General features: G+C 72.6%; 22 protein-coding genes and 1 riboswitch. Of the genes, 4 read left to right on the plus strand and 18 right to left on the minus strand.

Translation table 11 applies throughout. The annotated features are described in order from the left end of the window. Nucleotides 1-2: 2 nt before the first annotated feature. The 6 genes from gatC to ACIRQY_RS26650 all read right to left on the minus strand — a co-directional run bounded on the left by gatC (nucleotide 3) and on the right by ACIRQY_RS26650 (nucleotide 7,464). Nucleotides 3-299, minus strand: coding sequence for an Asp-tRNA(Asn)/Glu-tRNA(Gln) amidotransferase subunit GatC (gatC, locus tag ACIRQY_RS26625; RefSeq protein ID WP_403930087.1), 297 nt, complete (start codon nucleotides 297-299; stop codon nucleotides 3-5). Nucleotides 300-529: 230 nt separating this feature from the next. Further along, nucleotides 530-2,650, minus strand: a complete 2,121-nt coding sequence (locus ACIRQY_RS26630) for an EAL domain-containing protein (RefSeq protein ID WP_351788564.1) — start codon at nucleotides 2,648-2,650, stop codon at nucleotides 530-532. 355 nt (nucleotides 2,651-3,005) lie between these two features. Continuing rightward, complete coding sequence (gene ligA, locus ACIRQY_RS26635) at nucleotides 3,006-5,186, minus strand: NAD-dependent DNA ligase LigA (RefSeq protein ID WP_403930090.1); 2,181 nt, start codon at nucleotides 5,184-5,186, stop codon at nucleotides 3,006-3,008. A 31-nt stretch (nucleotides 5,187-5,217) separates the two neighbouring features. After that, on the minus strand, nucleotides 5,218-6,216 hold the full coding sequence (locus ACIRQY_RS26640; RefSeq protein WP_351788558.1) for a methionine synthase: 999 nt from the start codon (nucleotides 6,214-6,216) through the stop codon (nucleotides 5,218-5,220). Beyond that, nucleotides 6,213-6,917, minus strand: a complete 705-nt coding sequence (locus ACIRQY_RS26645) for an SDR family oxidoreductase (RefSeq protein ID WP_403930094.1) — start codon at nucleotides 6,915-6,917, stop codon at nucleotides 6,213-6,215. The genes ACIRQY_RS26640 and ACIRQY_RS26645 overlap by 4 nt, the downstream gene beginning before the upstream one ends. A 7-nt stretch (nucleotides 6,918-6,924) precedes the next feature. Next, complete coding sequence (locus ACIRQY_RS26650) at nucleotides 6,925-7,464, minus strand: TIGR00730 family Rossman fold protein (RefSeq protein ID WP_403930097.1); 540 nt, start codon at nucleotides 7,462-7,464, stop codon at nucleotides 6,925-6,927. A gap of 97 nt (nucleotides 7,465-7,561) precedes the next feature. On the opposite strand from ACIRQY_RS26650, the gene ACIRQY_RS26655 reads away from it, so the two are divergent. Continuing rightward, nucleotides 7,562-8,398, plus strand: coding sequence for an alpha/beta fold hydrolase (locus ACIRQY_RS26655; RefSeq protein WP_403930100.1), 837 nt, complete (start codon nucleotides 7,562-7,564; stop codon nucleotides 8,396-8,398). 228 nt (nucleotides 8,399-8,626) lie between these two features. Here the strand turns inward: ACIRQY_RS26655 and mnmA are convergent, their stop codons facing one another. After that, nucleotides 8,627-9,751, minus strand: coding sequence for a tRNA 2-thiouridine(34) synthase MnmA (gene mnmA, locus ACIRQY_RS26660; protein ID WP_351788547.1), 1,125 nt, complete (start codon nucleotides 9,749-9,751; stop codon nucleotides 8,627-8,629). 61 nt (nucleotides 9,752-9,812) lie between these two features. Here mnmA and ACIRQY_RS26665 point away from each other — a divergent pair, with 61 nt between their 5' ends. Further along, nucleotides 9,813-10,508: an N-acetylmuramoyl-L-alanine amidase gene (locus ACIRQY_RS26665; protein ID WP_403930221.1), complete on the plus strand. Its 696-nt coding sequence runs from the start codon at nucleotides 9,813-9,815 to the stop codon at nucleotides 10,506-10,508. Nucleotides 10,509-10,697: 189 nt separating this feature from the next. On the opposite strand, the gene ACIRQY_RS26670 is transcribed toward ACIRQY_RS26665, so the two are convergent. From ACIRQY_RS26670 to ACIRQY_RS26720, 11 genes are all read right to left on the minus strand, one after another. After that, nucleotides 10,698-11,861 carry a cysteine desulfurase family protein gene (locus tag ACIRQY_RS26670; protein ID WP_351788544.1) on the minus strand — a complete coding sequence of 388 codons (1,164 nt, stop codon included), beginning with the start codon at nucleotides 11,859-11,861 and terminating at the stop codon, nucleotides 10,698-10,700. Between the two features lie 454 nt (nucleotides 11,862-12,315). Beyond that, nucleotides 12,316-13,233 carry a thioesterase family protein gene (locus tag ACIRQY_RS26675; RefSeq protein ID WP_403930104.1) on the minus strand — a complete coding sequence of 306 codons (918 nt, stop codon included), beginning with the start codon at nucleotides 13,231-13,233 and terminating at the stop codon, nucleotides 12,316-12,318. A 26-nt stretch (nucleotides 13,234-13,259) separates the two neighbouring features. Next, nucleotides 13,260-13,934 carry a trimeric intracellular cation channel family protein gene (locus ACIRQY_RS26680; RefSeq protein WP_403930108.1) on the minus strand — a complete coding sequence of 225 codons (675 nt, stop codon included), beginning with the start codon at nucleotides 13,932-13,934 and terminating at the stop codon, nucleotides 13,260-13,262. Nucleotides 13,935-14,332: 398 nt separating this feature from the next. Then, nucleotides 14,333-15,619, minus strand: a complete 1,287-nt coding sequence (locus ACIRQY_RS26685; RefSeq protein ID WP_403930110.1) for an ABC transporter ATP-binding protein — start codon at nucleotides 15,617-15,619, stop codon at nucleotides 14,333-14,335. Beyond that, nucleotides 15,616-16,719 carry an ABC transporter ATP-binding protein gene (locus tag ACIRQY_RS26690; protein ID WP_403930112.1) on the minus strand — a complete coding sequence of 368 codons (1,104 nt, stop codon included), beginning with the start codon at nucleotides 16,717-16,719 and terminating at the stop codon, nucleotides 15,616-15,618. The genes ACIRQY_RS26685 and ACIRQY_RS26690 overlap by 4 nt, the downstream gene beginning before the upstream one ends. After that, nucleotides 16,716-17,714: an ABC transporter permease gene (locus ACIRQY_RS26695; protein ID WP_351788530.1), complete on the minus strand. Its 999-nt coding sequence runs from the start codon at nucleotides 17,712-17,714 to the stop codon at nucleotides 16,716-16,718. Before ACIRQY_RS26695 ends, ACIRQY_RS26690 begins: the two co-directional genes overlap by 4 nt. 114 nt (nucleotides 17,715-17,828) lie before the next feature. After that, on the minus strand, nucleotides 17,829-19,601 hold the full coding sequence (locus ACIRQY_RS26700; protein ID WP_403930114.1) for an ABC transporter substrate-binding protein: 1,773 nt from the start codon (nucleotides 19,599-19,601) through the stop codon (nucleotides 17,829-17,831). A gap of 110 nt (nucleotides 19,602-19,711) precedes the next feature. Further along, a complete protein-coding gene (locus tag ACIRQY_RS26705) occupies nucleotides 19,712-20,707 on the minus strand; it encodes an ABC transporter permease (protein ID WP_351788525.1) in 996 nt (331 codons plus the stop codon). 364 nt (nucleotides 20,708-21,071) lie between these two features. Continuing rightward, nucleotides 21,072-21,863 carry an enhanced serine sensitivity protein SseB C-terminal domain-containing protein gene (locus ACIRQY_RS26710; protein WP_351788523.1) on the minus strand — a complete coding sequence of 264 codons (792 nt, stop codon included), beginning with the start codon at nucleotides 21,861-21,863 and terminating at the stop codon, nucleotides 21,072-21,074. A 139-nt stretch (nucleotides 21,864-22,002) separates the two neighbouring features. Further along, nucleotides 22,003-22,743 (minus strand): enhanced serine sensitivity protein SseB, encoded by a 741-nt coding sequence (locus ACIRQY_RS26715; RefSeq protein WP_403930118.1) that lies wholly within the window; start codon nucleotides 22,741-22,743, stop codon nucleotides 22,003-22,005. A 366-nt stretch (nucleotides 22,744-23,109) separates the two neighbouring features. Next, nucleotides 23,110-23,769, minus strand: coding sequence for an AAA family ATPase (locus ACIRQY_RS26720; RefSeq protein WP_403930121.1), 660 nt, complete (start codon nucleotides 23,767-23,769; stop codon nucleotides 23,110-23,112). A gap of 170 nt (nucleotides 23,770-23,939) precedes the next feature. Continuing rightward, nucleotides 23,940-24,037: riboswitch (glycine riboswitch) on the plus strand. Nucleotides 24,038-24,210: 173 nt separating this feature from the next. Between ACIRQY_RS26720 and gcvT the strand changes: the two genes are divergently transcribed. Beyond that, complete coding sequence (gcvT, locus tag ACIRQY_RS26725) at nucleotides 24,211-25,344, plus strand: glycine cleavage system aminomethyltransferase GcvT (protein WP_403930124.1); 1,134 nt, start codon at nucleotides 24,211-24,213, stop codon at nucleotides 25,342-25,344. A gap of 77 nt (nucleotides 25,345-25,421) precedes the next feature. After that, nucleotides 25,422-25,802 (plus strand): glycine cleavage system protein GcvH, encoded by a 381-nt coding sequence (gene gcvH, locus ACIRQY_RS26730; RefSeq protein WP_351788512.1) that lies wholly within the window; start codon nucleotides 25,422-25,424, stop codon nucleotides 25,800-25,802. The last annotated feature ends 17 nt before the right edge of the window (nucleotides 25,803-25,819 follow it).

Genomic DNA, 25,819 nt, shown 5'->3' on the forward strand with positions numbered 1-25,819 from the left:
TGTTAGTCCTCCCCCAGGATCTGCGGCACCTTGAAACGCCCCTGCTCCTGGGCCGGGGCGCCGGAGAGCGCCTGCTCGGGGGTGAGCGACGGACGGACCTCGTCCGCGCGCATGACGTTGGTCAGCGGCAGCGGGTGGGAGGTCGGCGGTACGTCTTGGTCGGCGACCTCGGAGACGCGGGCGACCGCGCCGATGACGTCGTCGAGCTGGTCGGCGAAGTGGCTGAGCTCTTCGCCGGACAGCTCCAGACGCGCCAGCCGGGCGAGGTGGGCGACCTCCTCGCGCGAAATGCCAGGCATGCAGCGATCCTCTGCGTGAGTCTTGTGATGTGCCGCAATCCTATGGTGTGCGGGCCGTCACCACTCACACGACCGATCGTCCCCGCATACGCGGGGAGCACAGCTGGCCGGCGAAGCGATCGAGTTCCTCGCCCGGACCATCCCCGTACGGGGAGCACCTCGACGGCGCACGGGCAGAGTATTCCCCGGGGCCCTTGCCCGTGCCGTAGCCCTCCCCGTCCCGGACCGGGTCACCCCCGGGGCACGACCTGGCCCGAGGGGTGGTCCAGGTCGATCTCGGCCGCGATGTCGGCGGGACGGCGCCAGCCGTGCTCGCCCCGGGCGAGGAGCCAGGCGGTGGCCTCCCCGGGCGGCATCGCGGCGGCGACCAGCCAGCCCTGGACGGCGTCGCAGCCCAGGTCGCGCAGCCGCTCCCAGGTCTCGTCGTCCTCGACGCCCTCGGCGACCACGACGAGGCCGAGGGAGTGGGCGAGGTCGACGGTGCAGCGGACGATCTCGGCGTCCTCGGTGTCGATCGCGAGCCGGGCGACGAAGGAGCGGTCGATCTTCAGCTCGCTGACCGGGAGCCTGCGCAGGTGGACGAGGGAGGAGTAGCCGGTGCCGAAGTCGTCGAGGGACATCTTGACGCCGTGGCCGGTGAGCCCGTTGAGCGTGTCGGCGGCCCGCTGGGGGTCGTCCAGGAGCACGTGTTCCGTTATCTCCAGCTGGAGCGCCCCGGGCGGTACGCCGTGCCGGGCGAGCCGGGCGGCGACGGCGCCCGCGAAGCCGGGGGTGTGCACATCGCGCGGTGAGACGTTGACCGCGACCGGGACGTCGAGGCCCTGGGCGCGCCAGCGGGCGACCTGGGCGAGGGCGGTCTCCAGGACGTACTCGGTGAGGTGCGGCATCAGGCCGGAGGTCTCGGCGATGGCGATGAACTCGTCCGGCGGGACCTTGCCGCGCTCGGGGTGGACCCAGCGGACGAGGGCTTCGAGGCCGGCGACCTGGCCGTCGAAGCGGACCTTGGGCTGGTAGTGGAGTTCGACGTCGCCCGCGTCGAGGGCGCGGCGGAGGTCGCCGAGGAGGCCGAGCCGGTCGGGGGTGTTGGAGTCGCGCTTGGACTCGTAGACCTCGACGCCGGTGCGGTCCCGCTTGGCCTGGTACATGGCGACGTCGGCGCGGCGCAGGAGCCCCTCGGCGTCGAGGGCGTGCTCGGGGAAGACGGCGACGCCCGCGCTGGCCTCCAGGACGAGGGTGAGTCCGTCGAGGTCGAGCGGGGAGGAGAGTTCGGCGACGAGGTGGCGGGCGACGCGCTGGGCGCTGGTGGTGGAGTCGGCGGTGGGGAGCAGGACGGCGAACTCGTCGCCGCCGAGCCTGGCCGCCTCGGCGCCGGGCGGCAGGGCGCGGCGGATGCGGTCGGCGATCTGGAGGAGCAGCCGGTCGCCCGCGAGGTGGCCGAGGGTGTCGTTGACCGAGCGGAAGCGGTCGAGGTCGATGAGGACGAGGGCGGCGCGGACGCCTTCGCCCTCGGCCTCCTCCAGGGCGGTCCAGGCGCGTTCCAGGAGCCACTGGCGGTTGGGGAGGCCGGTGAGGGGGTCGCGGAGCTGTTCCTCGGCGCGGGCGCGGGCGATCCAGAGGGTGGAGTCGAGGGCGATGAGGGGGACGGCGAAGAGGGGCAGCAGGACGGGCCGGGTGGCGGCGACGACGCAGATGAGGGGGGCGATGCCGAGGAGGGCGACGGCGACGAGGCCCTGCCGGAGGAGGGCGGTGCGGGCGACGGTGGGCAGGCCCCGGCCCTGGGGGGCGAGCGTGTACCACAGGAGGACCCGGGTGACCACGAGGTAGGCGGCGGCGGCGAGGACGACGGCCGGGAGGTCCGCGATGGTCCAGTCGAGGGGGTGCCAGGGCCGTTCGACGGTCGGTACGTCGCCGAAGACGGCGAGGACCAGGGCGGCGGCGGCGACGCCGAGGATGTCGGCGGAGCCGTGCAGGAGGCCCTGGCGCCAGCGGTGGCGGCGGGCGGCGCCGACGAGGGCGACGACGGTCAGCGAGACGAGTCCGGCGGGCACCCAGCCGTACAGCAGCAGGACGGCGAGGGTGAGGGCGGCGGAGGAGCCGGTGCCGCCCCACCAGCGGTCGCGGCCGAGGGCGACGAGGTGGCCGACGATGAGTCCGGTGAGGACGGCGAGGGACCAGCCGGGGGTGTCGCCGGGGAAGAGTCCGTGGCCGGTGCTCAGGGCCCGCTGGAGCCCTACGGCGAGCAGGACGGCGGCGGCCCCGACGACGGCCACGGGGAGCCGGGAGGTGAGGCCCGGGGGTTCGGTGTGTCCGTGCTGCCGTGGCACCCTGGCGGCGCTGTCGGTCGGTTCCATTCCCGTCCCTCTCACAGGCGGCGGTGCCGTCGGTGTGCGATGGGCCGCGGTGAGGCGGCCGTTCGTCGTCCGGCGGTCCGTGGGGAGGGCCGCCGCCGGGCGGCGGCCGTTCCCGGTGGTACGGGGCCGGTGTCCTGGCACCGCGGACGGCGGAACCCTCGCCCGGCCGTGCGGACCGGACGCACGGTCACCACACTAGGCCGCCGAGGGCTTCGGCGGGCAGCGCTCTTCCTGTCTTGCCCGAATGCGGCCGGGCCACCCGTAACGATCTGGTATGCGCCGGACGGGTGGCCCGATGGGCCGTGCGGGGCCCCGCGCGGGGCGTCCGCGCGGGTCGGCCGGGTGGGGGCGGGTGCTACTCGGGGACGGGCTGGGCGGCCTCCCGAGCGGCATCGGGTCCCTGTTCGAGCAGGATCGTGAAACCGTCCTCGTTCAGAACCGGAACCTTCAGTTGCATCGCCTTGTCGTACTTCGAACCAGGGTTTTCACCAACGACCACGAAGGCGGTCTTCTTCGAAACGGAACCGGTCACCTTCGCTCCGAGGCTCTGGAGCGACTCTTTTGCGCCATCCCTGGTGAACTTCTCCAGGGTGCCGGTCACCACGACCGTGAGCCCCTCCAGCGGGCGGGGGCCCACGTCCTCCCCCGCGCCCTCGTCCTCCAGGGCGACCCCGGCGGCGCGCCACTTCCGCACGATCTCGCGGTGCCACTCCTCGGAGAACCACTGCTTCACGGCCGCCGCGATGATCCCGCCGACGCCGTCGACGGCGGCCAGTTCCTCCTCGCTCGCCTGCTCGATCCGCTCCAGGGAGCGGAACTCCCTGGCCAGCGCCTCGGCCGCGACCGGGCCCACGTGCCGGATGGAGAGCCCGTTGATGAAGCGGGCCAGCGGGCGCCGCTTGGCCGCCGCGATGTTCTCCAGCATCGCCAGGGCGTTCTTCTTCGGCTCGCCCTTCTGGTTGGCGAAGACCGTGACGATCTTCTCCTCGCCGGTCTTCGGGTCCCGCTTGGGCAGTCCGCTGTCCGGGTCGAGGACGTACGCCTTGATGGGCAGGAGGCGCTCGATGGTCAGGTCGAACAGGTCGCCCTCGTCGACGAGCGGCGGCTCGGCCGGTTCGAGCGGGCGGGTCAGCGCCGCCGCCGCCACCGCGCCGAAGTTCTCGATGTCCAGGCACTGCCGGCCGGCCAGGAAGAACAGCCGCTCCCGGAGCTGCGCGGGGCAGGTCCTGGCGTTGGGGCAGCGGAGGTCGATGTCGCCCTCCTTCATCGGCTTCAGCGCCGTCCCGCACTCCGGGCACTCGGCGGGCATCACGAACTCCCGCTCGCTGCCGTCCCGCAGGTCGGCGACCGGCCCGAGGATCTCCGGGATGACGTCACCGGCCTTGCGCAGCACGACCGTGTCGCCGATCAGGACGCCCTTGGCCTTCACCACCTCCTGGTTGTGGAGGGTGGCGAACTCGACCTCGGAGCCCGCCACGGTCACCGGCTCCACCTGCGCGTACGGGGTGACGCGCCCGGTCCTGCCGACGCCGACCTTGATGTCGATCAGCTTGGTGTTGACCTCTTCCGGCGCGTACTTCCAGGCGATGGCCCAGCGCGGGGCGCGGGCGGTGGAGCCGAGCCTGCCCTGGAGGGGGATCTCGTCGAGCTTCACGACGACGCCGTCGATCTCGTGCTCCACGGAGTGCCGGTTCTCCCCGAAGTACGCGATGAACTCCCGGACCTCGTCGAGCGAGCCGACCACCCTGTTGTGCCGGGCGGTGGGCAGGCCCCACTCGCGCAGCAGCTCGTAGGCGTGGGAGAGGCAGTCGATGGCGAAGCCCTCGCGGGCGCCGATGCCGTGCACCACCATGTGCAGCGGGCGGGTGGCGGTGACCTTCGGGTCCTTCTGGCGGAGCGAACCCGCCGCCGCGTTGCGCGGGTTGGCGAAGGGCTTGTCGCCCGCCTCGACCAGGCGCGCGTTGAGCCCCTGGAAGTCCTCCATCGGGAAGTAGACCTCGCCCCGGATCTCCACGAGGTCGGGGACGCGGTCCCCGCTCAGCCGCTCCGGGATGTCGGCGATGGTCCGGACGTTGGGCGTGATGTCCTCGCCGGTGCGGCCGTCGCCCCGGGTAGCGGCGCGGGTCAGCCGCCCGTGCTCGTACGTGAGGTTGACCGCGAGGCCGTCGACCTTCAGCTCGCACAGGTAGTGGAAGTCGGGCGTGCCGACGTCCCTGGCGACCCGCTCGGCCCAGGTGGCCAGTTCCTCGTCGTCGAAGGCGTTGTCCAGCGAGAGCATCCGCTCCCGGTGCTCGACGGCGGTGAACTCGGTCTCGTACTGCCCGGCGACCTTCTGGGTCGGCGAGTCCGGGGTGCGCAGCTCCGGGTACTCCTCCTCCAGGGCCTCCAGGGCGCGCAGCAGCCGGTCGAACTCGGCGTCGCTGATGACCGGCTGGTCCTTCACGTAGTACCGGAAGCGGTGCTCCTCGACCCGCTCGGCCAGGTCGGCGTGCTTCTCCCGTGCCTCCGCGGGCAGGGCCCCCTGTTCGACTGTCACCTTCGCCGTCCTCCCGTACCTCGAAACCCGGTCACTCTGGGTTGTCCGCGAGCGATCTCGCCGCCCGGACGCAGTGGGCGAGCGCCGCACGGGCGTACGCGGGCGAAGCACCCGCGAGACCGCACGTGGGCGTGACCACGACGGACTCCGCGAGAGTCCCCGGCGACAGCCCGAGCCTGCGCCACAGCGTCCTGACACCCATGACGCTACCCCCCGGGTCTGACAATGGACCGTCGGTGGACGGCACCACACCGGCGAAGAGCGTGGTGCCCGCTTCCACCGCTTCCCCGATCGTCTCCTCGTCACGCTCGGTGAGCAGCCCGAAGTCGAACGAGACTCCGGCGGCCCCGGCCCTGCGGAGCAGCGCGAACGGCACCTCGGGGGCGCAGGAGTGGACGACGACCGGTCCGTCGCCGACCTCGACCAGTTGACGCAGGGCGCTCTCCACGACCTGCCGGTCCACGGCCCGGTAGGTGCGGTAGCCGCTGGCCGTGCGGACCTGTCCGCTCAGGACGGCGGTGAGGGAGGGTTCGTCGAGCTGGAGCACGGGCCGGGCCCCGGGAATCCGGCGGCGGAGTTCCGCGAGGTGGTCGCGGAGGCCCTCGGTGAGCGAGCCGAGGAGGTCGCGGCAGGCGCCGGGGTCCCTGAGGACGGCCTCGCCGCCGCGCAGTTCCAGGGCGGCGGCGAGCGTCCAGGGGCCGACCACCTGGACCTTGAGCGGGCCCTCGTAGCCCTGGGTGAACTCCTCCAGGGCGTCGAGGTCCTCGCCCAGCCAGGAGCGGGCCCGCCGGGTGTCGCGGCCGGGGCGGTCGCTGATCCGCCAGCCGCTCGGCTCCACGTGCGCGTACAGGTCCACGAGCATCCCGGTCGTCCGGCCGATCATGTCGGCGCCGGGTCCGCGGGCGGGGAGTTCGGGGAGGAACGGGAAGTCCTCGAAGCTGCCGGTGACGGTCTTCGCCGCCTCGCGGGCGTCCCCGCCGGGCAGCGAGCCGACGCCGGTCGCCGGGCCCCAGAGCCTGGTGCCGGTCACGACCGCCGTCCCGGACGGACGGTGACGTCGTTGATCTCGGCGTCGCGCGGGAGGTCGATCGCGGTGAGGATCGCCGTCGCCACCGACTCGGGGTCGATCCACCGGGCGGGGTCGTACTCCTTGCCCTCCTGGGCGTGCACCTTGGCCTGCATGGGGCTCGCGGTGCGGCCCGGGTAGACCGAGGTGACCCGGACGCCGTGGGGGTGCTCCTCGTGGCGCAGGGAGTCGGCGAGGGCCTTGAGGCCGTGCTTGGAGGCGGCGTACGCGCCCCACTCGGCGTGCGCGGCGAGCCCGGCGCCGGAGTTCACGAAGACCACGTGGCCCTGCGAGAGGCGCAGTTGGGGCAGGAAGTGGCGGGTCAGCTCGGCGGGGGCGACCAGGTTGACGTTCAGCTGGTGGTGCCAGGTCCTGGGGGTGAGGTCCCCGACCGCGCCGAGGTCGACGACGCCCGCGATGTGCAGCAGCCCGTCCACCCGGTCGGGCAGGCTCTGGTGCGAGAACGCCCAGGCCAGCCGGTCCGGGTCGGCGAGGTCCCCGACGAGCGTGCGCGCCCCGGGGAACAGCCCGGCCAGCTGCTTGGCGCGTCCCGCGTCCCGCGCGTGCAGGACGAGCTCGTCCCCGCGCGCGTGGAGACGGCGGGCGACGGCCGCGCCGATGCCGGAACCCGCTCCGGTGATCACATGTGTAGCCATGGCCCCCATGCTCGCATCAGCGGGCGCCGATCTCCGCCTCCAGGCGGGCGAGGGCTGAGGGCCCGTCCTCGGCGAAGAAGACCAGGTCGGTGAGCGGGACCGGGAGGAAGCCCTCCTCCTCCATGCGGCGGAACTGGGCCTTGAGCCCGTCGTAGAAACCGTCCGTGTTGAGCAGGACGACGGGCTTGCGGTGCTTGCCGTGCTTCTTCAGCTCCAGGATCTCCGTGGCCTCGTCGAGGGTCCCGGTGCCACCGACCATGATCACGATCGCGTCGGACTTGGCGAGGAGGAGGGCCTTGCGCTCGGCCAGGTCCCGGGCGACGACCATCTCGTCGGCGCCCGGACGGGCCTTGTGGGCCAGGAAGTCGACGGAGACGCCGACGAGCCGCCCGCCCGCCTCCTCGACGCCGTCCGCGACGACCTTCATCAGACCGGTGTCGGAGCCGCCCCAGACCAGGGTGTGGCCGGACCCGCCGAGGAGGCGGGCGAAGTCCCGGGCGGGGGCCGTGTACCGCTCGTCGAGGTCGGCGGCGGAGAGGAAGACGCAGATGTTCATGGCTTCACCGTATGGCCTGACCAGCGGATTCCAAGATTCTTTGGGAATTCCCCCCGGAGAACGATGAGTTCCGGTGAGCGGCCGGGTCTCACCTGCCATGGATGAGGTGAGCATCACGTCGAACAGGTTCAGGGGCCGGGTCGTCTCGCGGGACGGCACGGAGATCGCGTACGAGGGACAGGGGGGCGGGCCGCCGCTCGTCCTGGTGAGCGGGGCCCTGGGCACGGCGGCGGCGGAACGGCCGCTCGCCGCGCTCCTGGCCCGGCGGTTCTCGGTCGTGACGTACGACCGGAGGGGGCGCGGCGGCAGCGGGGACAACGGGGCCGGGGGCCACGGTGGCCCCGGCGGTCACGGTGGCCGCGCGGGGGCCTACACGGCGGTGGAGCGGGAGATCGAGGACCTGGCGGCGGTGCTCGCGGAGGTGGGGCCGGGGGCGGCCCTGCACGGGCTGGGGACGGGCGGCGCGCTCGCCCTCTCCGCGGTGGCCGTCGGGATGCCCTCCGGGCCGGTGTCGGTCTTCGAGCCGCCGTTCTGCGCGGCGGCGGCCGAACGGCTCGCCGGGGCCGTGGCGCTGGCCTCCCTGGGACGGCGGGACGCGGCCGTCGCGCTGCTCCTCGCGGAGTCGTCGTTACCGGCGGTGGCCTGGCCGGGGCTCGTGGGGCTCGCGCCGAGCCTCGCGTACGACCTGGCGGTGCTCGGCGACGGGACCGTCCCGGAGCGGCTGTTCGCGGGGGTCCACGCGCGCGTGCTGGTGATCGACGGGGGCGCGAGCCCGGCCGGGACCCGGCGCGCGGCCCGGACGCTGACGGCGGCGCTGCCCCGGGCCCGGCACCGTACGCTCACGGGCCAGACCCACGAGGTGGCCCCGCACGTGCTGGCCCCGGTCCTGGCGGACTTCCACAGCGAGGCCCGGGAACCGGTGGGGCTGCTGTGACCGCGTTCCGCCCCGGGGCGCGGGGCGGAACGACGGGTGGGGGGGGTGCCGGGTGCGGGTGCTGGGTGCGGGCGCCCGCGCTGGCACTGGCACGGTGGACCCGCACCGGCACGGTGGATCGGGCGGGCGTGGCCCTGCGTCCGGGCGGGCGTGTTCCCGGGCTCCCGGGGCGCCGTCCGGGCGTCCCGGCCACGCCGGGGCGGGAGCCGGGGTCGCGCCGGATCCCGGCTACGCCGGGGCGGGTGCCTGGCGGCGGGTCGTCGTCGCGATCGTCGCCGAGCCGACCACGCGCGTGCCGTCGTACAGGACGATCGCCTGGCCGGGGGCGACGCCCCGGACCGGCTCGTCGAAGGCGACGCGCAGTTCGCCGTCCTCCATCGCCGCGCTCACCGGCGTCTCGCCGCCGTGGGCGCGCAGCTGGGCGGTGTAGCGGCCCGGGGCGTCCGGGGCGGTGCCGCACCAGCGGGGCTTGATCGCGGTCAGGGCCGTGACGTCCAGGGCTTCGACGGGGCCCACCGTGACCGTGTTGTTCACCGGCGAGATGTCGAGGACGTAGCGGGGCTTGCCGTCGGCGGCCGGGTGGCCGATCCGCAGGCCCTTGCGCTGTCCGATGGTGAAGCCGTACGCGCCGTCGTGGGAGCCGATCGTCGTGCCCGCCTCGTCGACGATGTCACCCTCGGCCTTCCCGAGGCGGGAGGCCAGGAAGCCCTGGGTGTCCCCGTCGGCGATGAAGCAGATGTCGTGGCTGTCGGGCTTCTTCGCGACCGCGAGCCCGCGCCGCTCGGCCTCCGCCCGGATCTCGTCCTTGGTGGTGAGGGTGTCGCCCAGCGGGAACATCGCGTGCGCGAGCTGCTTCTCGTCCAGCACGCCGAGGACGTACGACTGGTCCTTGGCCTCGTCGGAGGCGCGGTGCAGCTCACGGGCGCCGTCGCCGGTCTCGACGACCGTGGCGTAGTGGCCGGTGCAGACCGCGTCGAAGCCGAGGGCGAGCGCCTTGTCGAGCAGCGCCGCGAACTTGATCTTCTCGTTGCAGCGCAGGCACGGATTGGGCGTGCGCCCGGCCTCGTACTCCGCGACGAAGTCGTCCACGACGTCCTCGCGGAACCGCTCGGCGAGGTCCCACACGTAGAACGGGATGCCGATGACGTCGGCCGCCCGGCGCGCGTCGCGCGAGTCCTCGATGGTGCAGCAGCCACGCGCGCCCGTGCGGAAGGACTGCGGGTTCGCGGAGAGGGCGAGGTGCACACCGGTCACGTCGTGACCGGCTTCGGCGGCGCGGGCGGCGGCGACGGCGGAGTCCACCCCGCCCGACATGGCGGCGAGGACGCGGAGGGGGCGCGGATTCTGAGTCATAGCACCACCAGGGTACGGGGCCGTGGGAACCGGAATCACGGTGGTGAGCGTTCTCGGTGGCATGGGGAGCAAGGGGAACGAGAGTTCGGCCGGTTCGGGCCGTCGGGTGGGGCGGCGCGCCCTGCTGGTCGGCGGCGGCGCCGCCGTGGTGGGCACCGCCGTACTGGCCTCGGAGGAGCTGGCGCGCACCTGGTGGCGGCTGCCGGGGATGCAGCGCAAGCGGACCGACGGCGAGATAGACCACAAGGGCGCCGAGTGGACCTCGGCGGCGCGGGCGAACTGGCGGCGGGCCGACCGGCCGGACGACTACACGATCGACCGGGTCGTGATCCACGTCGTGCAGGGCAGCTACGCGACCGCTCTCCAGGTCTTCAAGAACCCGGGGCACGGGGCCGCCGCGCACTACGTCGTCCGCAAGGACGGGCACGTGGCGCAGATGATCCGGGAGCTCGACGTCGCCTTCCACGCGGGGAACCGGGCCATGAACGAGCGGAGCATCGGCATCGAGCACGAGGGCTTCGTCGACCGGCCGAAGGACTTCACGGCGGCGATGTACGCGGGGTCGGCGGCGCTGACGGCGGACATCTGCGCGCGGTACGGGATACCCGTGGACCGGGAGCACATCATCGGGCACGTGGAGGTCCAGGGCACCGACCACACCGACCCCGGTCCGCACTGGGACTGGGACCGCTATCTGAAGCTGGTGCGGGAGGCCCGGCGGAAGCTGGAGCGGGAGGCGGCGCGAAAGCCCGCGTGACGCGCCTTCGGCGCGGTGTTGCGGGGTGGGGCCCTGCGGCCCAGGGCCCCACCGGGGCCCCAGGTCGAGTGGGCCCCGGCCGGGTGGACCCCCGGGGCCAGGTGGGCCCTGAGGCTCAGTCCCGGGCGCTCGGGTGCCTGACCCGGAAGGGAGACCCGCTCCGGAACGGGGCCCGGAGAGGGCTCCCCGTCAGGTGAGGCCCGCTGTGCGGGCTCGCTCCACGGCCGGGCCGATCGCCTTCGCGACGGCCGCGACGTCCTCCTTCGTGGAGGTGTGGCCGAGCGAGAAGCGCAGGGTGCCCCGGGCCAGGTCCGGATCGGTGCCGGTGGCCAGCAGGACGTGGCTGGGCTGGGCGATCCCGGCGGTGCAGGCGGAGCCGGTGGAGCAGGCGATGCCCGCCGCGTCGAGCAGCAGCAGCAGCGAGTCGCCCTCGCAGCCGGGGAAGGTGAAGTGGGCGTTGGCGGGGAGCCGGTCGACCGGGTCGCCGCCGAGGACCGCGTCGGGCACGACCGTCCGGACGGCGGTCACCAGCTCGTCGCGGAGCGCCCCGACCTCACGGGCGAACTCCTCGCGTCGCCCGGTGGCGAGCCGCGCGGCGACGGCGAAGGCGGCGACGGCGGGCACGTCGAGGGTGCCGGAGCGGACGTGCCGCTCCTGGCCGCCGCCGTGCAGGACGGGTACGGGGGTGTGCTCGCGGCCCAGGAGCAGGGCGCCGATGCCGTAGGGGCCGCCGATCTTGTGACCGGAGACGGTCATCGCGGCGAGGCCGGAGGCGGCGAAGTCGACCGGGACCTGGCCGACGGCCTGGACGGCGTCGGCGTGCAGCGGGACGCCGAACTCGGCGGCGACGTCGGCGAGGGCCCGGACCGGCATGACCGTGCCGATCTCGTTGTTCGCCCACATGACGGTGGCGAGGGCCACGGACCCGGGGTCGCGGGCGAGGGCCTCGCGCAGGGCCTCGGGGTGGACCCGGCCGTGGCGGTCCACCGGCAGGTACTCGACCTCGGCGCCCTCGTGGACGGCGAGCCAGTCGACGGCGTCGAGCACGGCGTGGTGCTCGACGGGGCTGGCGAGGACGCGGGTGCGGCGCGGGTCGGCGGCGCGGCGGGACCAGTAGAGGCCCTTCACGGCGAGGTTGTCGGCCTCGGTGCCGCCGGAGGTCAGGACGACCTCGCTGGGCCGTGCGCCGAGCGCGGCGGCCAGGGTCTCCCGCCCCTCCTCGACGGTCCGCCGGGCGCGTCGGCCGGGCGCGTGCAGGGAGGAGGCGTTGCCGGTGACGGCGAGGTGGGCGGTCATCGCCTCGATCGCCTCGGGGAGCATCGGCGTGGTCGCGGCGTGGTCGAGGTAAGCCATGGTGGACCGATTCTACGAGCCCCCGCCCGCGCTCCCGGAGGGTGGCCGGTTTACGCCGCCGCGCGGTCCAGGAAGGGTGGCCGGTTTACGCCTTTCAGCCAGGGTGGTGGGCGGGCGGCAGGGAGGTGGCGGGCCGCCCGGACCCGGCCTCGGCCCGAGCGCCACGGACCGAGCCGCACGGGCTTCCGCTTCCAGGGGTCCGGGGGCGGGCGGCCCGACGCCGCCGTCTGCGGGCACCTTCCGGTTCCCTGCCCCGGCGCACCCGGCTCCGTGGCCCGCGAGGGCTCCGGCGGTACGGCTCCGATTCCGCGTCCGGGGCTGGCGCGCCCGGTCGCGGCTCATCGCGCCCTCCGCTTCCGGGTCCGGTGCGGCCCCGGTGGTCCGGTACGGGCGGGGGCGGTGTCGCCTCGCGGTCCCGGCGCTCCCCGGTCCCCGCCCTCCCGGGCCCGTCCGGTCAGCCCCGGGGCGCGCGGGCCAGTTGGCGGGACTGGGCCACCAGGCGGTCCGCACTGTCCCAGACCTCGGCGTCCTCCTCCAGGAAGCCGCCCGCCAGGTTGCGGGTGGTGATGGAGACCCGCAGCGGGCCGGGGGCCGGGCGGCAGCGGACGTGCGTGGTCAGCTCGACCGTGGGCGTCCAGCCCTTGAGGCCCAGTTCGAAGGAGGTCGGCGGCAGCGCGTCGACCGTCAGGAGCAGCGACAGCGCGTCGGGCTCGTGGCCGTCCGCCAGACCGAACCAGGCCCGCATCTCGCCCTTGCCGGACGGTGCGCCGACCGCCCAGCCGACGCAGGACGGGTCGAGCCGGATGTCGAGCCGCTCCGTGATCGCGGAGGAGCCGGGGATCTCGGGGGCGGGGCCGTCGGAGGCGCCGAAGCAGTTCTCGATCGGTGCCATCCGGGGCGGGGTGGCGGTGGTGCGGACGTCGTCCGGGAGCGCGTCCAGGTCGCCGTAGGAGGCGAGGACGCGGATGCGCTCGACCTCGGTGCCGTCCTCGGCGTACTGGAAGAGGGACGCCTGTCCGGTGGAGAGCGTCCGGCCGGTGCGGACCGTCTCTGTCCGGATCACCGCGGGGCCCGGCACGGACGGCGTCAGGTAGTGCGCCGAGATCGTGAACGGGTCCGGGTGCGGGAGGTGGTCGCCGAGCGCCCGGCCGAGCAGGGCCAGCAGATAGCCGCCGTTCACCGCGTGGATGATCGTCCAGCCCGCGGAGAGGTGCGCGTCGTAGACACCGGGCTCGCGGAGGGCGACGGCGGTGTCGCGGTCGAACTCGCTCCGCGCGGTGGCGGTCCCGCCGTCGGCTTCGGTGTCGGCGCCGGTGCCGGCGCCCTTCGCCACGGTCGTCCCGGTGGCGCTCGTCTCGGTCCTCGTGGTCATGCGTCCGACGGTACCCCAGCGCACTACTAAGCGGTAGCTTTTTCTGGTTCCTCGCGGGCGGAGGAGCGCCGGTTCCAGGCGCGGGGCGCGCGCCAGTGGTAGCGCATCGCCAGCAGCCGCAGGGTGAACGCGGTGAGGACCGCCGTCCCGGTGGTGAAGGCGTTGAGCGCGTCGAAACGGATGAAGAGCACCACCATCCCGGCTCCGACCATGGCCGGGACGGCGTACAGGTCCCGGTCCCAGCGCAGCAGCGACGGCACCTCGTTCGCGAGCATGTCCCGCAGCACACCGCCGCCGACACCGGTCGCCAGGCCGAGCGCCGCCGAGGCGGTGAGGCCGAGCCCGTAGTCGTACGCCTTCATCGTCCCGGTCACGCAGAAGAGGCCGAGGCCCGCCGCGTCGAAGACGTTGACCGCGATCTGGGTGCGCTCGACCTCCGGGTGCAGGAAGAAGACGAGCACCGCCGCGACCAGCGGCATCAGGAAGTAGCCGAGGTCCGTGAAGGCGGCCGGGGGGACGGCGCCGATCATCAGGTCGCGGAAGAGGCCGCCGCCGAGGGCGGTGGCCTCGGCGAGGACGGCGATCCCGAAGACGTCGAAGTTCTTCCGGACGGCGAGCAGGGCGCCGGAGATCGCGAAGACGAAGATCCCGACGAGATCGAGCGTGTGTTGGACGGAGGGGGTGAACAAGTCGTGGAGCACCGGCCAATTGTGCCGGTTGTTCCCGTGGGGTCCGTACGGGACGCCCCGGGCGCGGGGACCCCCGTGCGAGTCCGCCCCGGGGTGGACCCCGGCGGCACGTGGGCCCGGCGCCGCCTCCGGCCGGGCGCGGCCGGTGGGATCGCGCGGGCGCGGGAGCCGGGCACGGGCGCGGAAGCCGGGCACGGTGCCGCCCCGCCCCCGGCGGAAGCTCGCTGACCCGACGGAACCCTTCGCCCCTCCGGGCAGCGCGTCGGGACCTGTGGGCCCGACGGGTCTCCGGCGGGCCGGGGGGCCGGGCGGGCCGGGGGGCCGGGCGGGCCGGGGTGGGACCTCGGGGACGCGGAAGCCCGACGACAAAGGCCCCCGGCGCCTCTCGGTGCCGGGGGCCTCCCCTCGTGTCAGGTGCCGGAGCCGTCGGCCGCGTCCTCCGCCGCCTCCGTGGTCCCGGAGCCACCGGGCTTCCCCGTGTTCCCGGCGGTCTCGTCCGGCGTGGACGCGCCGGAAGCCCCGGCGGGCTCCGCCGTCTCCACGGCCCCGGCCGACTCCTCCGGCTCAGCCGACTCGGGTGATTCCCCCGGCTCCTCCGGCTCGGCGGCCTCGGCCGCCCCCGGCTTCGTGATCTCGATCGACTGGCGGGCCGCCGGGACCGTCAGGACGTCAGTGTTCTCCGGGTTCTCCGAGTTCTCCGTGTTCTCCGTGTTCTCCGGGTGGTGGCAGGCGACCCGCTGTCCCGGGCGGAGCTCCACCAGCGGCGGTTCCTGCGTCTTGCACAGGTCCGTCGCCTTCCAGCAGCGGGTGTGGAAGCGGCAGCCCGGCGGCGGGGAGATCGGGGACGGGACGTCACCGGTGAGCAGGATGCGGTCGCTCTTGACGCCCCGGCGGCGCGGGTCCGGGATCGGCACCGCGGACATCAGGGCCCGGGTGTAGGGGTGCATCGGGTTCTCGTACAGCGACTTGCGGTCCGCCAGCTCGACGATCTTGCCGAGGTACATCACCGCGATGCGGTCCGAGACGTGCCGGACGACGGACAGGTCGTGGGCGATGAAGACGTACGTCAGGCCCAGCTCGTCCTGGAGGTCGTCCAGGAGGTTGACCACCTGTGCCTGGATGGAGACGTCGAGCGCGGAGACCGGCTCGTCCGCGACGACCAGCTTCGGCTTGAGGGCGAGCGCGCGGGCGATGCCGATGCGCTGGCGCTGGCCGCCGGAGAACTCGTGCGGGTAGCGGTTGTAGTGCTCCGGGTTCAGGCCCACCAGGCCGAGCAGCCGCTGGACCTCCTTCCGCACCCCGCCCTCGGGCTCCACGCCCTGGAGCCGGAAGGGCGCCGAGACGATCGTGCCGACCGTGTGGCGCGGGTTCAGCGAGCCGTACGGGTCCTGGAAGATCATCTGGACGTCCCGGCGCAGCGGACGCATCTTGGCCACCCCGAGGTGGGAGACGTCCGTGCCCTGGAACTCGATCGTGCCGCCGGTCGGTTCGAGGAGCCGGGTGATGAGGCGGCCCATCGTCGACTTGCCGCAGCCGGACTCGCCGACGACACCGAGGGTCTCACCGGGGTAGACCTCGAAGTCGAGTCCGTCGACCGCCCTGACCGCGCCGGACCGGCGCTGGAGCAGGCCCTTGCGGATGGGGAAGTGCTTCTGCAGGCCGGTGACCTTGAGCAGGGGTTCCGTCGTCTCGCTCACAGCTTCGGCGCAATCTCTTCGGTCCAGATGCGGGTGCGCTCCTCCTGCGGCATGTGGCAGGCGGAGTGGTGGCGCTCGCCGACGAGGGCCAGCTCGGGCCGCTGGGTGCGCGTGATGCCGCCCTTCGGGACGTCCGCGTACGGGCAGCGCGGGTTGAAGGCGCAGCCGCTCGGGATGTTGATGAGGCTGGGCGGGTTGCCCTTGACCGGGATGAGCCGCTCGGTCTGGTCCCGGTCGATCCTCGGCATCGAGCCGAGCAGGCCCCAGGTGTAGGGGTGCTGCGGTTCGTAGAAGACCTGTTCGGCCGGGCCGCGTTCGACGCAGCGCCCGCCGTACATGACGAGGATGTCGTCGGCGAGTTCGGCGACGACGCCGAGGTCGTGGGTGATGATGACGACCGCGGAGCCGAACTCCTTCTGGAGGTCCCGCATCAGGTCGAGGATCTGTGCCTGCACGGTCACGTCGAGGGCCGTGGTCGGCTCGTCGGCGATGAGGAGTTCGGGGTTGTTGACGAGCGCCATGGCGATCATCGCGCGCTGGCGCATCCCGCCGGAGAACTCGTGCGGGTAGTTCTCGAACCGCTTGGCGGGCTCGGGGATGCCGACCCGGTCGAGGAGTTCGACGGCACGCTTGCGGGCCGTCTTCTTGTCGACGTCGTGGTGGACCCGGTACGCCTCCACGATCTGCGCGCCGACCGTGTAGTACGGGTGCATCGCGGACAGCGGGTCCTGGAAGATCATGGCCATCTCGCGGCCGCGCAGCCGCCGGACCTCGTCCGGGTCGGCGGAGAGCAGCTCGCGCCCGTTGAGCCAGATCTCGCCGGAGATCCGGGCCTTCTGGCGGCCGTACTGGCCGACGGTGTGCAGGCCCATGATGCCGAGCGAGGTGACCGACTTGCCGGAGCCGGACTCGCCCACGATGCCGAGGGTCTTGCCCTTCTCCAGCTGGAAGGAGAGGCCATCGACCGATTTGACGAGGCCGTCGTCGGTCGGGAAGTGGATCTTCAGGTCGCGCACGTCGAGGAAGGCGTCGGAGGGGGCGGCCCCGGTGCGGACGGGTTCGCCCACCGCCGCCCCGGTCTTCGCCGGCTGGTCCGTCATGCGAGCCTCACTCGGGGGTCGATCACCGCGTACAGGAGGTCCACCACGAGGTTGGCGAGGACCACGGAGGCGGCCGTGATGAGGGTGACCGCGAGGATCACCGGCAGGTCGCGGTCGCCGACCGCCTTGAAGGCGGCGTTCCCGAGTCCGGACAGGTTGAACGCGGTCTCGGTGAGGACCGCGCCGCCGACGAGGGCTCCGAGGTCCATGCCGAAGATGGTCAGGATGGGGGTCATGGTGGAGCGCATCGCGTGCTTGCCGAGCACGACCGGCTCCGGGAGGCCCTTGGCGCGCGCGGTGCGGATGTAGTCCTCGCCGAGGACCTCCAGCATGGTGGCCCGGGTGAGCCGCGCGTACATCGCCGCGTACAGGAAGGCGAGCGTGACCCAGGGCAGCAGCAGACCGCCGAACCACGCGCCCGGGGACTCGGTGAACGGGACGTACTTGGCGTCCAGCCAGTCGAGCTGGGTGCGGAAGAGGAACAGCGCCAGCATGGCGGTGAAGTAGATGGGCAGCGAGACACCGGCGAGCGCCGTGACCATCGCGGCCCGGTCGATCACGGTGCCGCGCTTGAGCGCGGAGACGATGCCGGTGGAGACGCCCATGACGAGCCAGAGCACGGCCGCGCCGAGGACCATGGAGAGGGTGACCGGGATGCGGTCGACCAGCATGGCCCAGACGTCCTGCTCCGTCTTGAAGGAGTAGCCGAAGCACGGGGCCGCGCAGTGGATGGTGTCGCCACCGCCCGTGTAGTCGCGGCCGACGAAGATGCCGGAGACGAAGTGCCAGAACTGCACCAGGATCGGCTCGTCCAGGCCCAGCTTCTGCCGGATGCCCTCGATGGAGGCCGGGTCCGCCTGCTTGCCGACGAACATCGCGGCAGGGTCGCTGCCGGTCAGCTTGGGAATGAGGAAGAAGATGCTGAGCGTCACGAGCGTGACGACGAGCAGCATCACGGCGACCGCGAAGAGTCGCCGGATTATGTATGCAAGCATGCGGTCGGCCGGTCGGCGGCCGGGAGTCCCTGTCGGGTCCCCCGGCCGCCGCCCTCGGCCATCACCTGCCCTTCGGACCTGGCGGCGGGTGGTGCGCCGGCGAAGCGGGTCGGATTACTTGACGACGCCGAGCGACGCGTAGTCGTAACGGCCGTTGTAGGCGTCGGCCGTGTAGACGTTGGTCAGGCGGGAGCCGCGCCAGATGATGTTCTTCTCGTGGGTGAAGGGCAGGTAGACCGCGGCCTCCGAGACCTTCGTGTTGATCTGCTTGTAGAGCTCGCCGGCCTTGGCCGGGTCGGTCTCCTTCAGCGCCTGGTCGAACAGTCCGTTGATGGACTTGTCGTTCAGCTCGGAGAAGTTGTTGTTGCCGCTCTGCAGGATGAAGCGGCCGTCGACCAGCGGCTGGAGGAAGCCCTGGCCGCTGGGGAAGTCGGCGCCCCAGCCCATGATGATGATGCCGTAGCCCTTCTCCTTGACGACCTTCGGCGAACCGATGATGCCGGAGGTCTGGGCGCCGTCGAACTGGTCGATCTGGGCATCGATGCCGACGGCCTTCAGCGACTGCTGGAGGGACTCGGCGGTGGCGATCTCGATCGGCTTGTTGTTGCGGACCGCGATGGTGGTCTTGAAGCCGTTCGGCTGGCCGCACTTCTTGAGCGCGTCCTTGGCCTTGGTGAGGTCCGGGGCGCCCGCGAGCTTGCCGAACGGGTCGGCCTTGGGGTCCGCGCCCTTGATCGCCGGGGGCAGCATGTTGGCGGCGATGTCGCCACCGGCCTGCGGGCCGCCGCGGGCGGTCTGGAGGGACTTCGAGTCGGCCGCGTAGATGATGGCCTTGCGGCACTCGATGTTGGGGATGACCGTCTGCGGGAAGACCGCGTAGCGGATGAAGCCCGTCTGCGGGTTGTCGACGTTGCCCTTGTTCTGCTGGAGCACCTTCTGGCGGGCGGCGGCACCGACGCCGGTGGCGTTGATGTCGAGGTCGTACTCGCCCTCGATCAGACGGTTGTCCATGTCGTCGGCGTTCGTGGTGAACGTGACGCTGATCTTGTCCGGGAGCGCCTTGCGGACGGTGTCCGTCTTGGCGTCCCACTTGTCGTTGCGGACCAGCTTGATCGACTTGTTGGGGGTGTACGAGTCCCACTTGTACGGGCCCGAGGAGAAGGGCTTCAGGCCGTACTTGGACTTGGTGTCCTTGTCCTGGCGGACCGGGGAGGCGGCGGGCATGGCCAGCATCTGCAGGAAGTCGCCGTTGGCGACCGGCAGCTTGAAGATGATGGTCTTGTCGTCCGGGGTCTCGATGGCCTTCAGGCCGAGCTTGTCCGGGGTGGTGTCCTTGTAGGGACCCTTGTACTCGCCCTTGGGGTCGAGGACCTGCTGGAGGTAGATCGGGCCGCCGGAGATGACGTCCTGCGCCCAGATGCGCTCGATGCCGTACTTGATGTCCTTGGAGGTGATCGGCTTGCCGTCCTCCCAGGTCACCCCGTCCTTCAGCGTGAAGGTGTAGGTGAGTCCGTCGGCGGAGACCTTGCCGGGGTCGGTGGCGAGGTCCGGGACCAGCTCGGTCGAGGCGGTGCCCGGGGCGGCCTTGAAGGTGACGAGCTGGCGGGTGTAGTAGCGGGCGAAGTCCCACACGAAGCCGTAGTAGCCGCGCTGCGGGTCCCAGCTGTCGGCCTCCTGCGAGCCGATGAACTTCAGCTCGCCGCCCTTCTTGTCGGAGGCGTTGAGGACCTTGTTGACTCCGCCGTTGAAGGCGAGGCCCCCCTTGCCGGTGTCGTCGCTACCGCTCTTGGCGCCGCCACCGCCGCAGGCGGTGGTGACGACCATCGTGGCCGCCGCGAGCAGCGCGCCCGTGGCGATTCTGCGCCTCTGAGTACTCAGCAGGGTCATGGGTCTCGCAACCTCCGGGGTAGTGGCGGCCGACAGCAGCGGTCCGCCGAGGGTGGATCAGCCTCCTGTCGCCAGCGGCAGGGGCGGTCTTGCGGGTCGTCGGCGAACGGTCAGCGGGAGCCCTTCGGGTCGAGCGCGTCACGCACGCCGTCGCCGAAGAGGTTGAACGCCAGGACGGTGATGAAGATCGCGAGGCCGGGGATCACCATGAACAGGGGGTCCGATTCATAGGTGTTGACGGCCTTGGAGAGCATCTGCCCCCAGGAGGCGGTGGGGGGCTTGACCCCGGCGCCGAGGAAGCTGAGCGCGGCTTCGGTGAGGATGTTGGTGGGGATCATGAGGGTCGCGTAGACCGTGATCGGGGCGACCAGGTTGGGCAGCAGTTCCTTGCGGAGGATGTAGAGGCGGCCGGCCCCCAGGCTGCGGGCGGCCTCCACGTACTCGCGTTCGCGCAGCGAGAGGGTCTGGCCCCGGACGATGCGGCCGACGTACGGCCAGCCGAAGAAGCCGATGACGACGACGAGGGCGCCGATGCGCACACCCGAACCCTCGATGCCGAGGAGTTCGTTGGGGAGGACCGAGACCAGGGCGATCGTGAAGAGCAGCTGCGGGAAGGCGAGCATCACGTCCATGACGCGGCTGAGCACGGCGTCGACCCAGCCGCCGAAGTAGCCGGCGACGATGCCGAGGACGGTGCCGAGGGCCACCGCGAAGACCGCGGCGAGGAAGGCGACGAGCAGCGAGATCCGGGCGCCGTAGACGATGCGGCTGAAGACGTCGCGGCCGTTGACCGGCTCGACCCCGAGGAGGAAGTCGGAGCTGATGCCGCCCCAGGCGCCGGTCGGGGTGCCGAAGAGCGGGTCGATCTGGTCCTCGTGGAACTCGTCGGGCGGGTGGCCGAGGAGGCCGACGATGAGCGGGGCGAAGACCGCCACCAGGACGAGGAAGACGACGACGAAGGCGCCCGCGAGGGCCAGCTTGTCGCGCTTGAGACGGGTCCAGGCGATCTTCCAGGGCGAACGGCCCTCGATGACCTTGGCTTCGGGCGGGGCGTCGACGGCGGCGGTCGGCTCGCCCGCACTCGTCTCGCGCAGTGGTGCCGTCATCGTGGTGAGGACCCCTCTCGGCCGCCGGTAGCCGGCCCTTGCCCGCCGCGGGTGGCGGCTCGGTGGAACAACCTGCTGGGCATGGGCTCGGAAGGGAGCTGAACGCCCGGTGTTCCGGGGAGTCTTCAACGCGCTCGGGATCACCCGCCAGCCCTGACGAGCAATGTTTGCTCAAACGTGATGCGGTGCTGCGACTTCCGTTATCCGGACGTCAGGATCACCTGAGCGGACCATCTCGGGGCCTCTTCCCCCCAATCGGACATGTCAGCTCAACCATGCTTTCAGCTGGCGCAATTGGGACGAAAGAAGGCCTCCGGAGCGAACTCCGGAGGCCGGTGGGGCGGGACGCGTCGCGTGGTGCGTCTCAGTATCCGGACGGCGCCGGGGGCGGGTAGCCGTATCCGTGGACGGGGGCGGGACCCTGGCCCGCGTGGGCCTCGCGGTCGTAGAAGGGGCGTCCGTTCGCCCGCAGCCAGAGCGCCACCGGGTCGTAGGCGTCGGAGAGCGCGACCGTGGAGACGGGCAGCCCCTCGGGCACGGTGCCGATCGACTGGCGCATCATCGCGCGGACCGTGTCGACGGCCGCGGCCGACCCGTCGTACAGGTCGAGACCGATGACGAGGTACGGGGAGCCGAGCGCGGGCTGCACCCAGCCCCGGCGCAGTGCCCGGACGGCCGGGGTGCGGTGGGCGTTCTGGGTGAGCTGGGCGTAGAACTGCGGCATCTCCAGGGTGGGTTCGGCGATCCGGAGCGGTCCGGCGGGCATCCGGTCGAGTCCGGTGGCGATCCGGCGCAGATCGGCCCAGGGGATGCCGACGCCGCCGCCGGGGGCGTGCGGATTCAGCCAGACTCCCCAGCGGTCGGGGTAGAGGGCGCGGGCGATCTCCCGGCCGGTGACGAGCTCGTGGGCGCGGTGCCAGCCGGAGGCGGCCAGCTCCCGGTCGGAGGTGACGCAGGGCGCGTAGCCGTGGCCGTCCACCTCCATGTTCCCGTACTGGGCGTCGGCCGATCCCGGCGTGCCGTGCCAGAGCAGTATCCGCAGCTCGCCGTCGGCGAGGGCGTGCAGCAGCTGCTCGTACGCGTCGTAGCGTCCGGGTGCCACCTGGCGCAGCATGTGCTCGATCCGTTCGGCCGAGGCGGTGCCTGACGCGCTCACCCTGGTTCCCGCCCCTCTTCCGTCACCACGTCGGTCGTGCGTATGTCCTGCGGCCGTCCGCGTCGTGCGAAGTCCGGCCGTGCGAAGTCCGGCCGCGCGAAGTCCGGCCGTGAGAAGTTCAGCTTAAACAGCCCGTCCGTCACACGGCGGCGCGCTGGTAGAAGGGGCGGACCCGCTCCAGCATCCAGTCGCCGACCGGGTCCTGCGCCATGTCGAGCAGGATGAGGTTGACCGGCCAGGCCACCTCGACGCGGCCGAGGGCGCGGCCGAGGGCGTCCAGGGGCGCGTTGCGGTCGACGCCGTCCCAGCCGACGAGCTGGACGCCGACGAAAAGGGCGGGTTCGGTGCCCTCGACGCTGGCGAGGGCGCGGCGGGCGGAGACGACGACCCCGGTGGCCTCGAACTCGGCGGAGGCGGCGGAGAGGAAGTCGACGGGGTCGTCCTGCCAGTCGGGCTCGAAGAGGCGGACCCGGCCGCCCGCGGCGGGGCCGTCGAGCGGGGTGCGGCCGGTCCGGCAGAGTTCGGCGACGGCGGGCGGGGGCAGCGGGACGCCGACGGTGCCGCCGGGGTTCACCGCGATGCCGAGCTGCGGGGGCAGACCCCGGGCGAACTCGCGGGCGGGGGCGACGGTGAAGGACATGTGGCTGCCGACACAGGCGAGGAACTGCTGTTCGGAGCTGAAGACGGGGACGTAGGCCGCACCGTCGATCTCCAGGGTGGGCAGGTCGAGGTCGGCGCTCTCGGGGCCGCCGCCGTTGGGCAGCGGCACCCAGACGGGGCTGCGGCCGAGGACCTCGACCAGGCGGGCTCCGGCCCCGGGATTGCCGAGTGAGGCGGCAAGGACCTCTTCGAGCTCGTTGCCCGGCCACGTCACGTCCACGGTCCCGTTTCCCCTTCTCGCCGCCAGGGCTCCGCCGTGCCGGCGGGCCCGCCAGCACCCTAACGCCGCCCTTGTGGCGCCGTGGCCCAAAGGGTACGGAACGTGGGGGCGGTGGGACACGGGCGACGGCCGGAGGGACCCGGGGAGGGGGGCCGGGGGCCGGGCCCGGGGGACAGGACGCCGGGACGCGGACGGGTGGACGGCGGACGGACCGGAGCCGGAGCCGGAAGCAACGGCCGAGCCGCGCCCCGGTAACGGACCGGTCAGGCACCGGCACTCACCAGCAGCAGCACCAGGAGCACCAGGAGCACCAGGAGCCTCCCGGAGGCGCCCCCAGGGACGCCCCCGGGGGCGCGGGCGGTCGCTTCAGACGGCCTCCCCGAAGCCGATCCTGCGGAGCGCGTCGGCGGCGTCCCGGTCGAGCAGGGTCACGGAGGCGCAGCCGTGCGGGAGGCGGCCGGACTCGGCGGAGGTGACGAGCCGGGTGACGGCCCGCCGGTGCCGGGCGAAGGCGTACGAGGAGACGCCCCGGCCCCGGTCGCGCTGTCCGGCGCGGGCGGTGTCGGGGGTGACGTCGAGGAGGACGAGGTGGAGGGCGCGGCCCCGGCGGCGGGCCTCGCGGGCGAGCCAGCCGCGCACCCAGGACTGGGTGCCGCAGTCGTGGACGATCACGCCACCGCCGGAGCGCAGGGCGGTGCGGAGTCCCGCGTAGTGCGCGAGGCGGACCAGCGGGCGGTAGACGGCGTACGGCAGCAGGCGGGGCATCCGGGCCTCCCAGCGCTCCCGGGTGTCCTGGGAGTCGATGCCGCTGCCCTCGGCGGCGCGCTTCATGAGGGTGGACTTGCCGCTGCCGGGCAGCCCGGAGACGACGACGAGGTCGCCCGCCGCGAAGGTGAGGGCGCGGGGGCCCCGGCCGCCGCGCTCGCGCAGGTCCCGCAGGAGCCGGACCCTCCGGGTCCGGGCGCGGGCCCGCTGTGACGGTATTCCGGTACTCGGAGCGTATGCGCCGGTGTGCTGGAACCTCATCGCTTCTCCCCCCTGCCGGGTCTCAAGGAGACCCTTGCCCATGAAGTGTAAAGAACTGGTAATGAGGCACAAGCGATTTGCCGCGCCGGACACGCGTGCAATGATGTGCCCGCCGGGCGGGCCGTCGCCCCACAGCGCACCGCCGCCCTTACAACCGCATACCGGCCGTTCGAATCCGCGCGGGAGAGTTCCGGACGCCTCGGCGTCCGGGCGCCGAAGGAGCAAGACCCTCCCTTGAATCTCTCAGGCCCCGTACCGCGTGGATGAGGCAGATCTGAAAAGCGGGACACCCTGCCGGTGTCCCCACCCAAGGTGCAAGCCGATCTCTCGGTGACGAGATGCTCTCGGTGAACCTCTCAGGTTCCATGACAGATGGGGAGGACGTCCTCGCCGTCATGTGTTTCGTCACCTATCACGCCCTTGGGACCCGGGAGCCACCCCATGACCTCTGCCCCCCGCCTGACCGCCCTCGATGCCCTGCATCGTTCGCTGGGCGCGACCATGACCGACTTCGCGGGCTGGGACATGCCGCTGCGCTACGGCAGTGAGCGCGAGGAGCACCTCGCGGTCCGCACCCGGGCCGGTCTGTTCGACCTCTCCCACATGGGCGAGATCACCGTCACGGGTCCGCAGGCCGTGGAGCTCCTCGACCACGCCCTGGTCGGCAACATCTCCACGGTGGGTGCCGGGCGCGCCCGGTACACGATGATCTGCCAGGAGGACGGCGGCATCCTCGACGACCTGATCGTCTACCGTCTCGGCCCGGCCGAGGCCCCCGAGTACATGGTCGTCGCCAACGCCTCCAACGCCCAGATCGTGCTCGACGCGCTGGTGGAGCGCTCGGCGGGCTTCGACGCCGAGGTGCGCGACGACCGCGACGCGTACGCCCTGCTGGCGGTGCAGGGCCCGGAGTCCCCCGGCATCCTGAAGTCGCTCACCGACGCCGACCTGGACGGGCTGAAGTACTACGCGGGGCTGCCCGGCACGGTCGCGGGCGTGCCCGCGCTGATCGCCCGGACCGGCTACACCGGCGAGGACGGCTTCGAGCTGTTCCTGAAGCCGGAGCACGCCGAGGGCGTGTGGCGGGCGCTGACCGAGGCGGGCGCCCCGGTCGGGCTGATCCCCTGCGGCCTGTCCTGCCGTGACACGCTCCGCCTGGAGGCGGGCATGCCGCTGTACGGGCACGAGCTGACCACCTCCCTGACGCCCTTCGACGCGGGGCTCGGCCGGGTCGTGAAGTTCGAGAAGACGACCAACGAGGGCCGGTTCGTCGGCCGTGAGGCGCTGGAGAAGGCCGCCGAGCGCGCCGGGGCCACCCCGCCGCGCAAGCTCGTCGGGCTGATCGCCGAGGGCCGCCGGGTCCCGCGCGCCGGTTTCTCCGTCGTCAAGGACGGCGTGGTCATCGGGGAGGTCACCTCCGGCGCCCCGTCCCCGACGCTCGGCAAGCCGATCGCGATGGCGTACGTCGACGCGGCGCACGCCACGCCCGGGACCGAGGGCGTCGGCGTGGACGTCCGCGGCGCCCACGAGCCGTACGAGGTCGTGGCACTGCCGTTCTACAAGCGCCAGAAGTGACGAGTCCGTCTCACTTCTCGTCTCACCCCGCAAGACCCACGTTCATCAGCACTCCCCCGATCCAGGAGAATCAGGCCATGAGCAACCCCCAGCAGCTGCGTTACACCAAGGAGCACGAGTGGCTGTCGGACGCCGTGGACGGCGTCGCGACCGTCGGCATCACCGAGTTCGCCGCCAACGCGCTCGGTGACGTCGTCTACGCCCAGCTTCCCGCTGTCGGCGACACCGTCACCGCGGGCGAGACCTGCGGCGAGCTGGAGTCGACGAAGTCGGTCAGCGACCTGTACTCCCCCGTGACGGGCGAGATCGTCGAGTCCAACCAGGACGTGGTGGACGACCCGTCCCTGGTGAACACGGCTCCGTTCGAGGGTGGCTGGCTGTTCAAGGTGCGTGTCGAGGGCGAGCCGGACGAGCTGCTCACCGCCGACGCGTACGCCGCGTTCTCCGCCGGGAACTGAAGACCGGGCCCGAGACC

Source organism: Streptomyces sp. NPDC101490, assembly GCF_044767145.1.
In the GTDB taxonomy this organism is placed as follows: Bacteria; Actinomycetota; Actinomycetes; order Streptomycetales; family Streptomycetaceae; genus Streptomyces.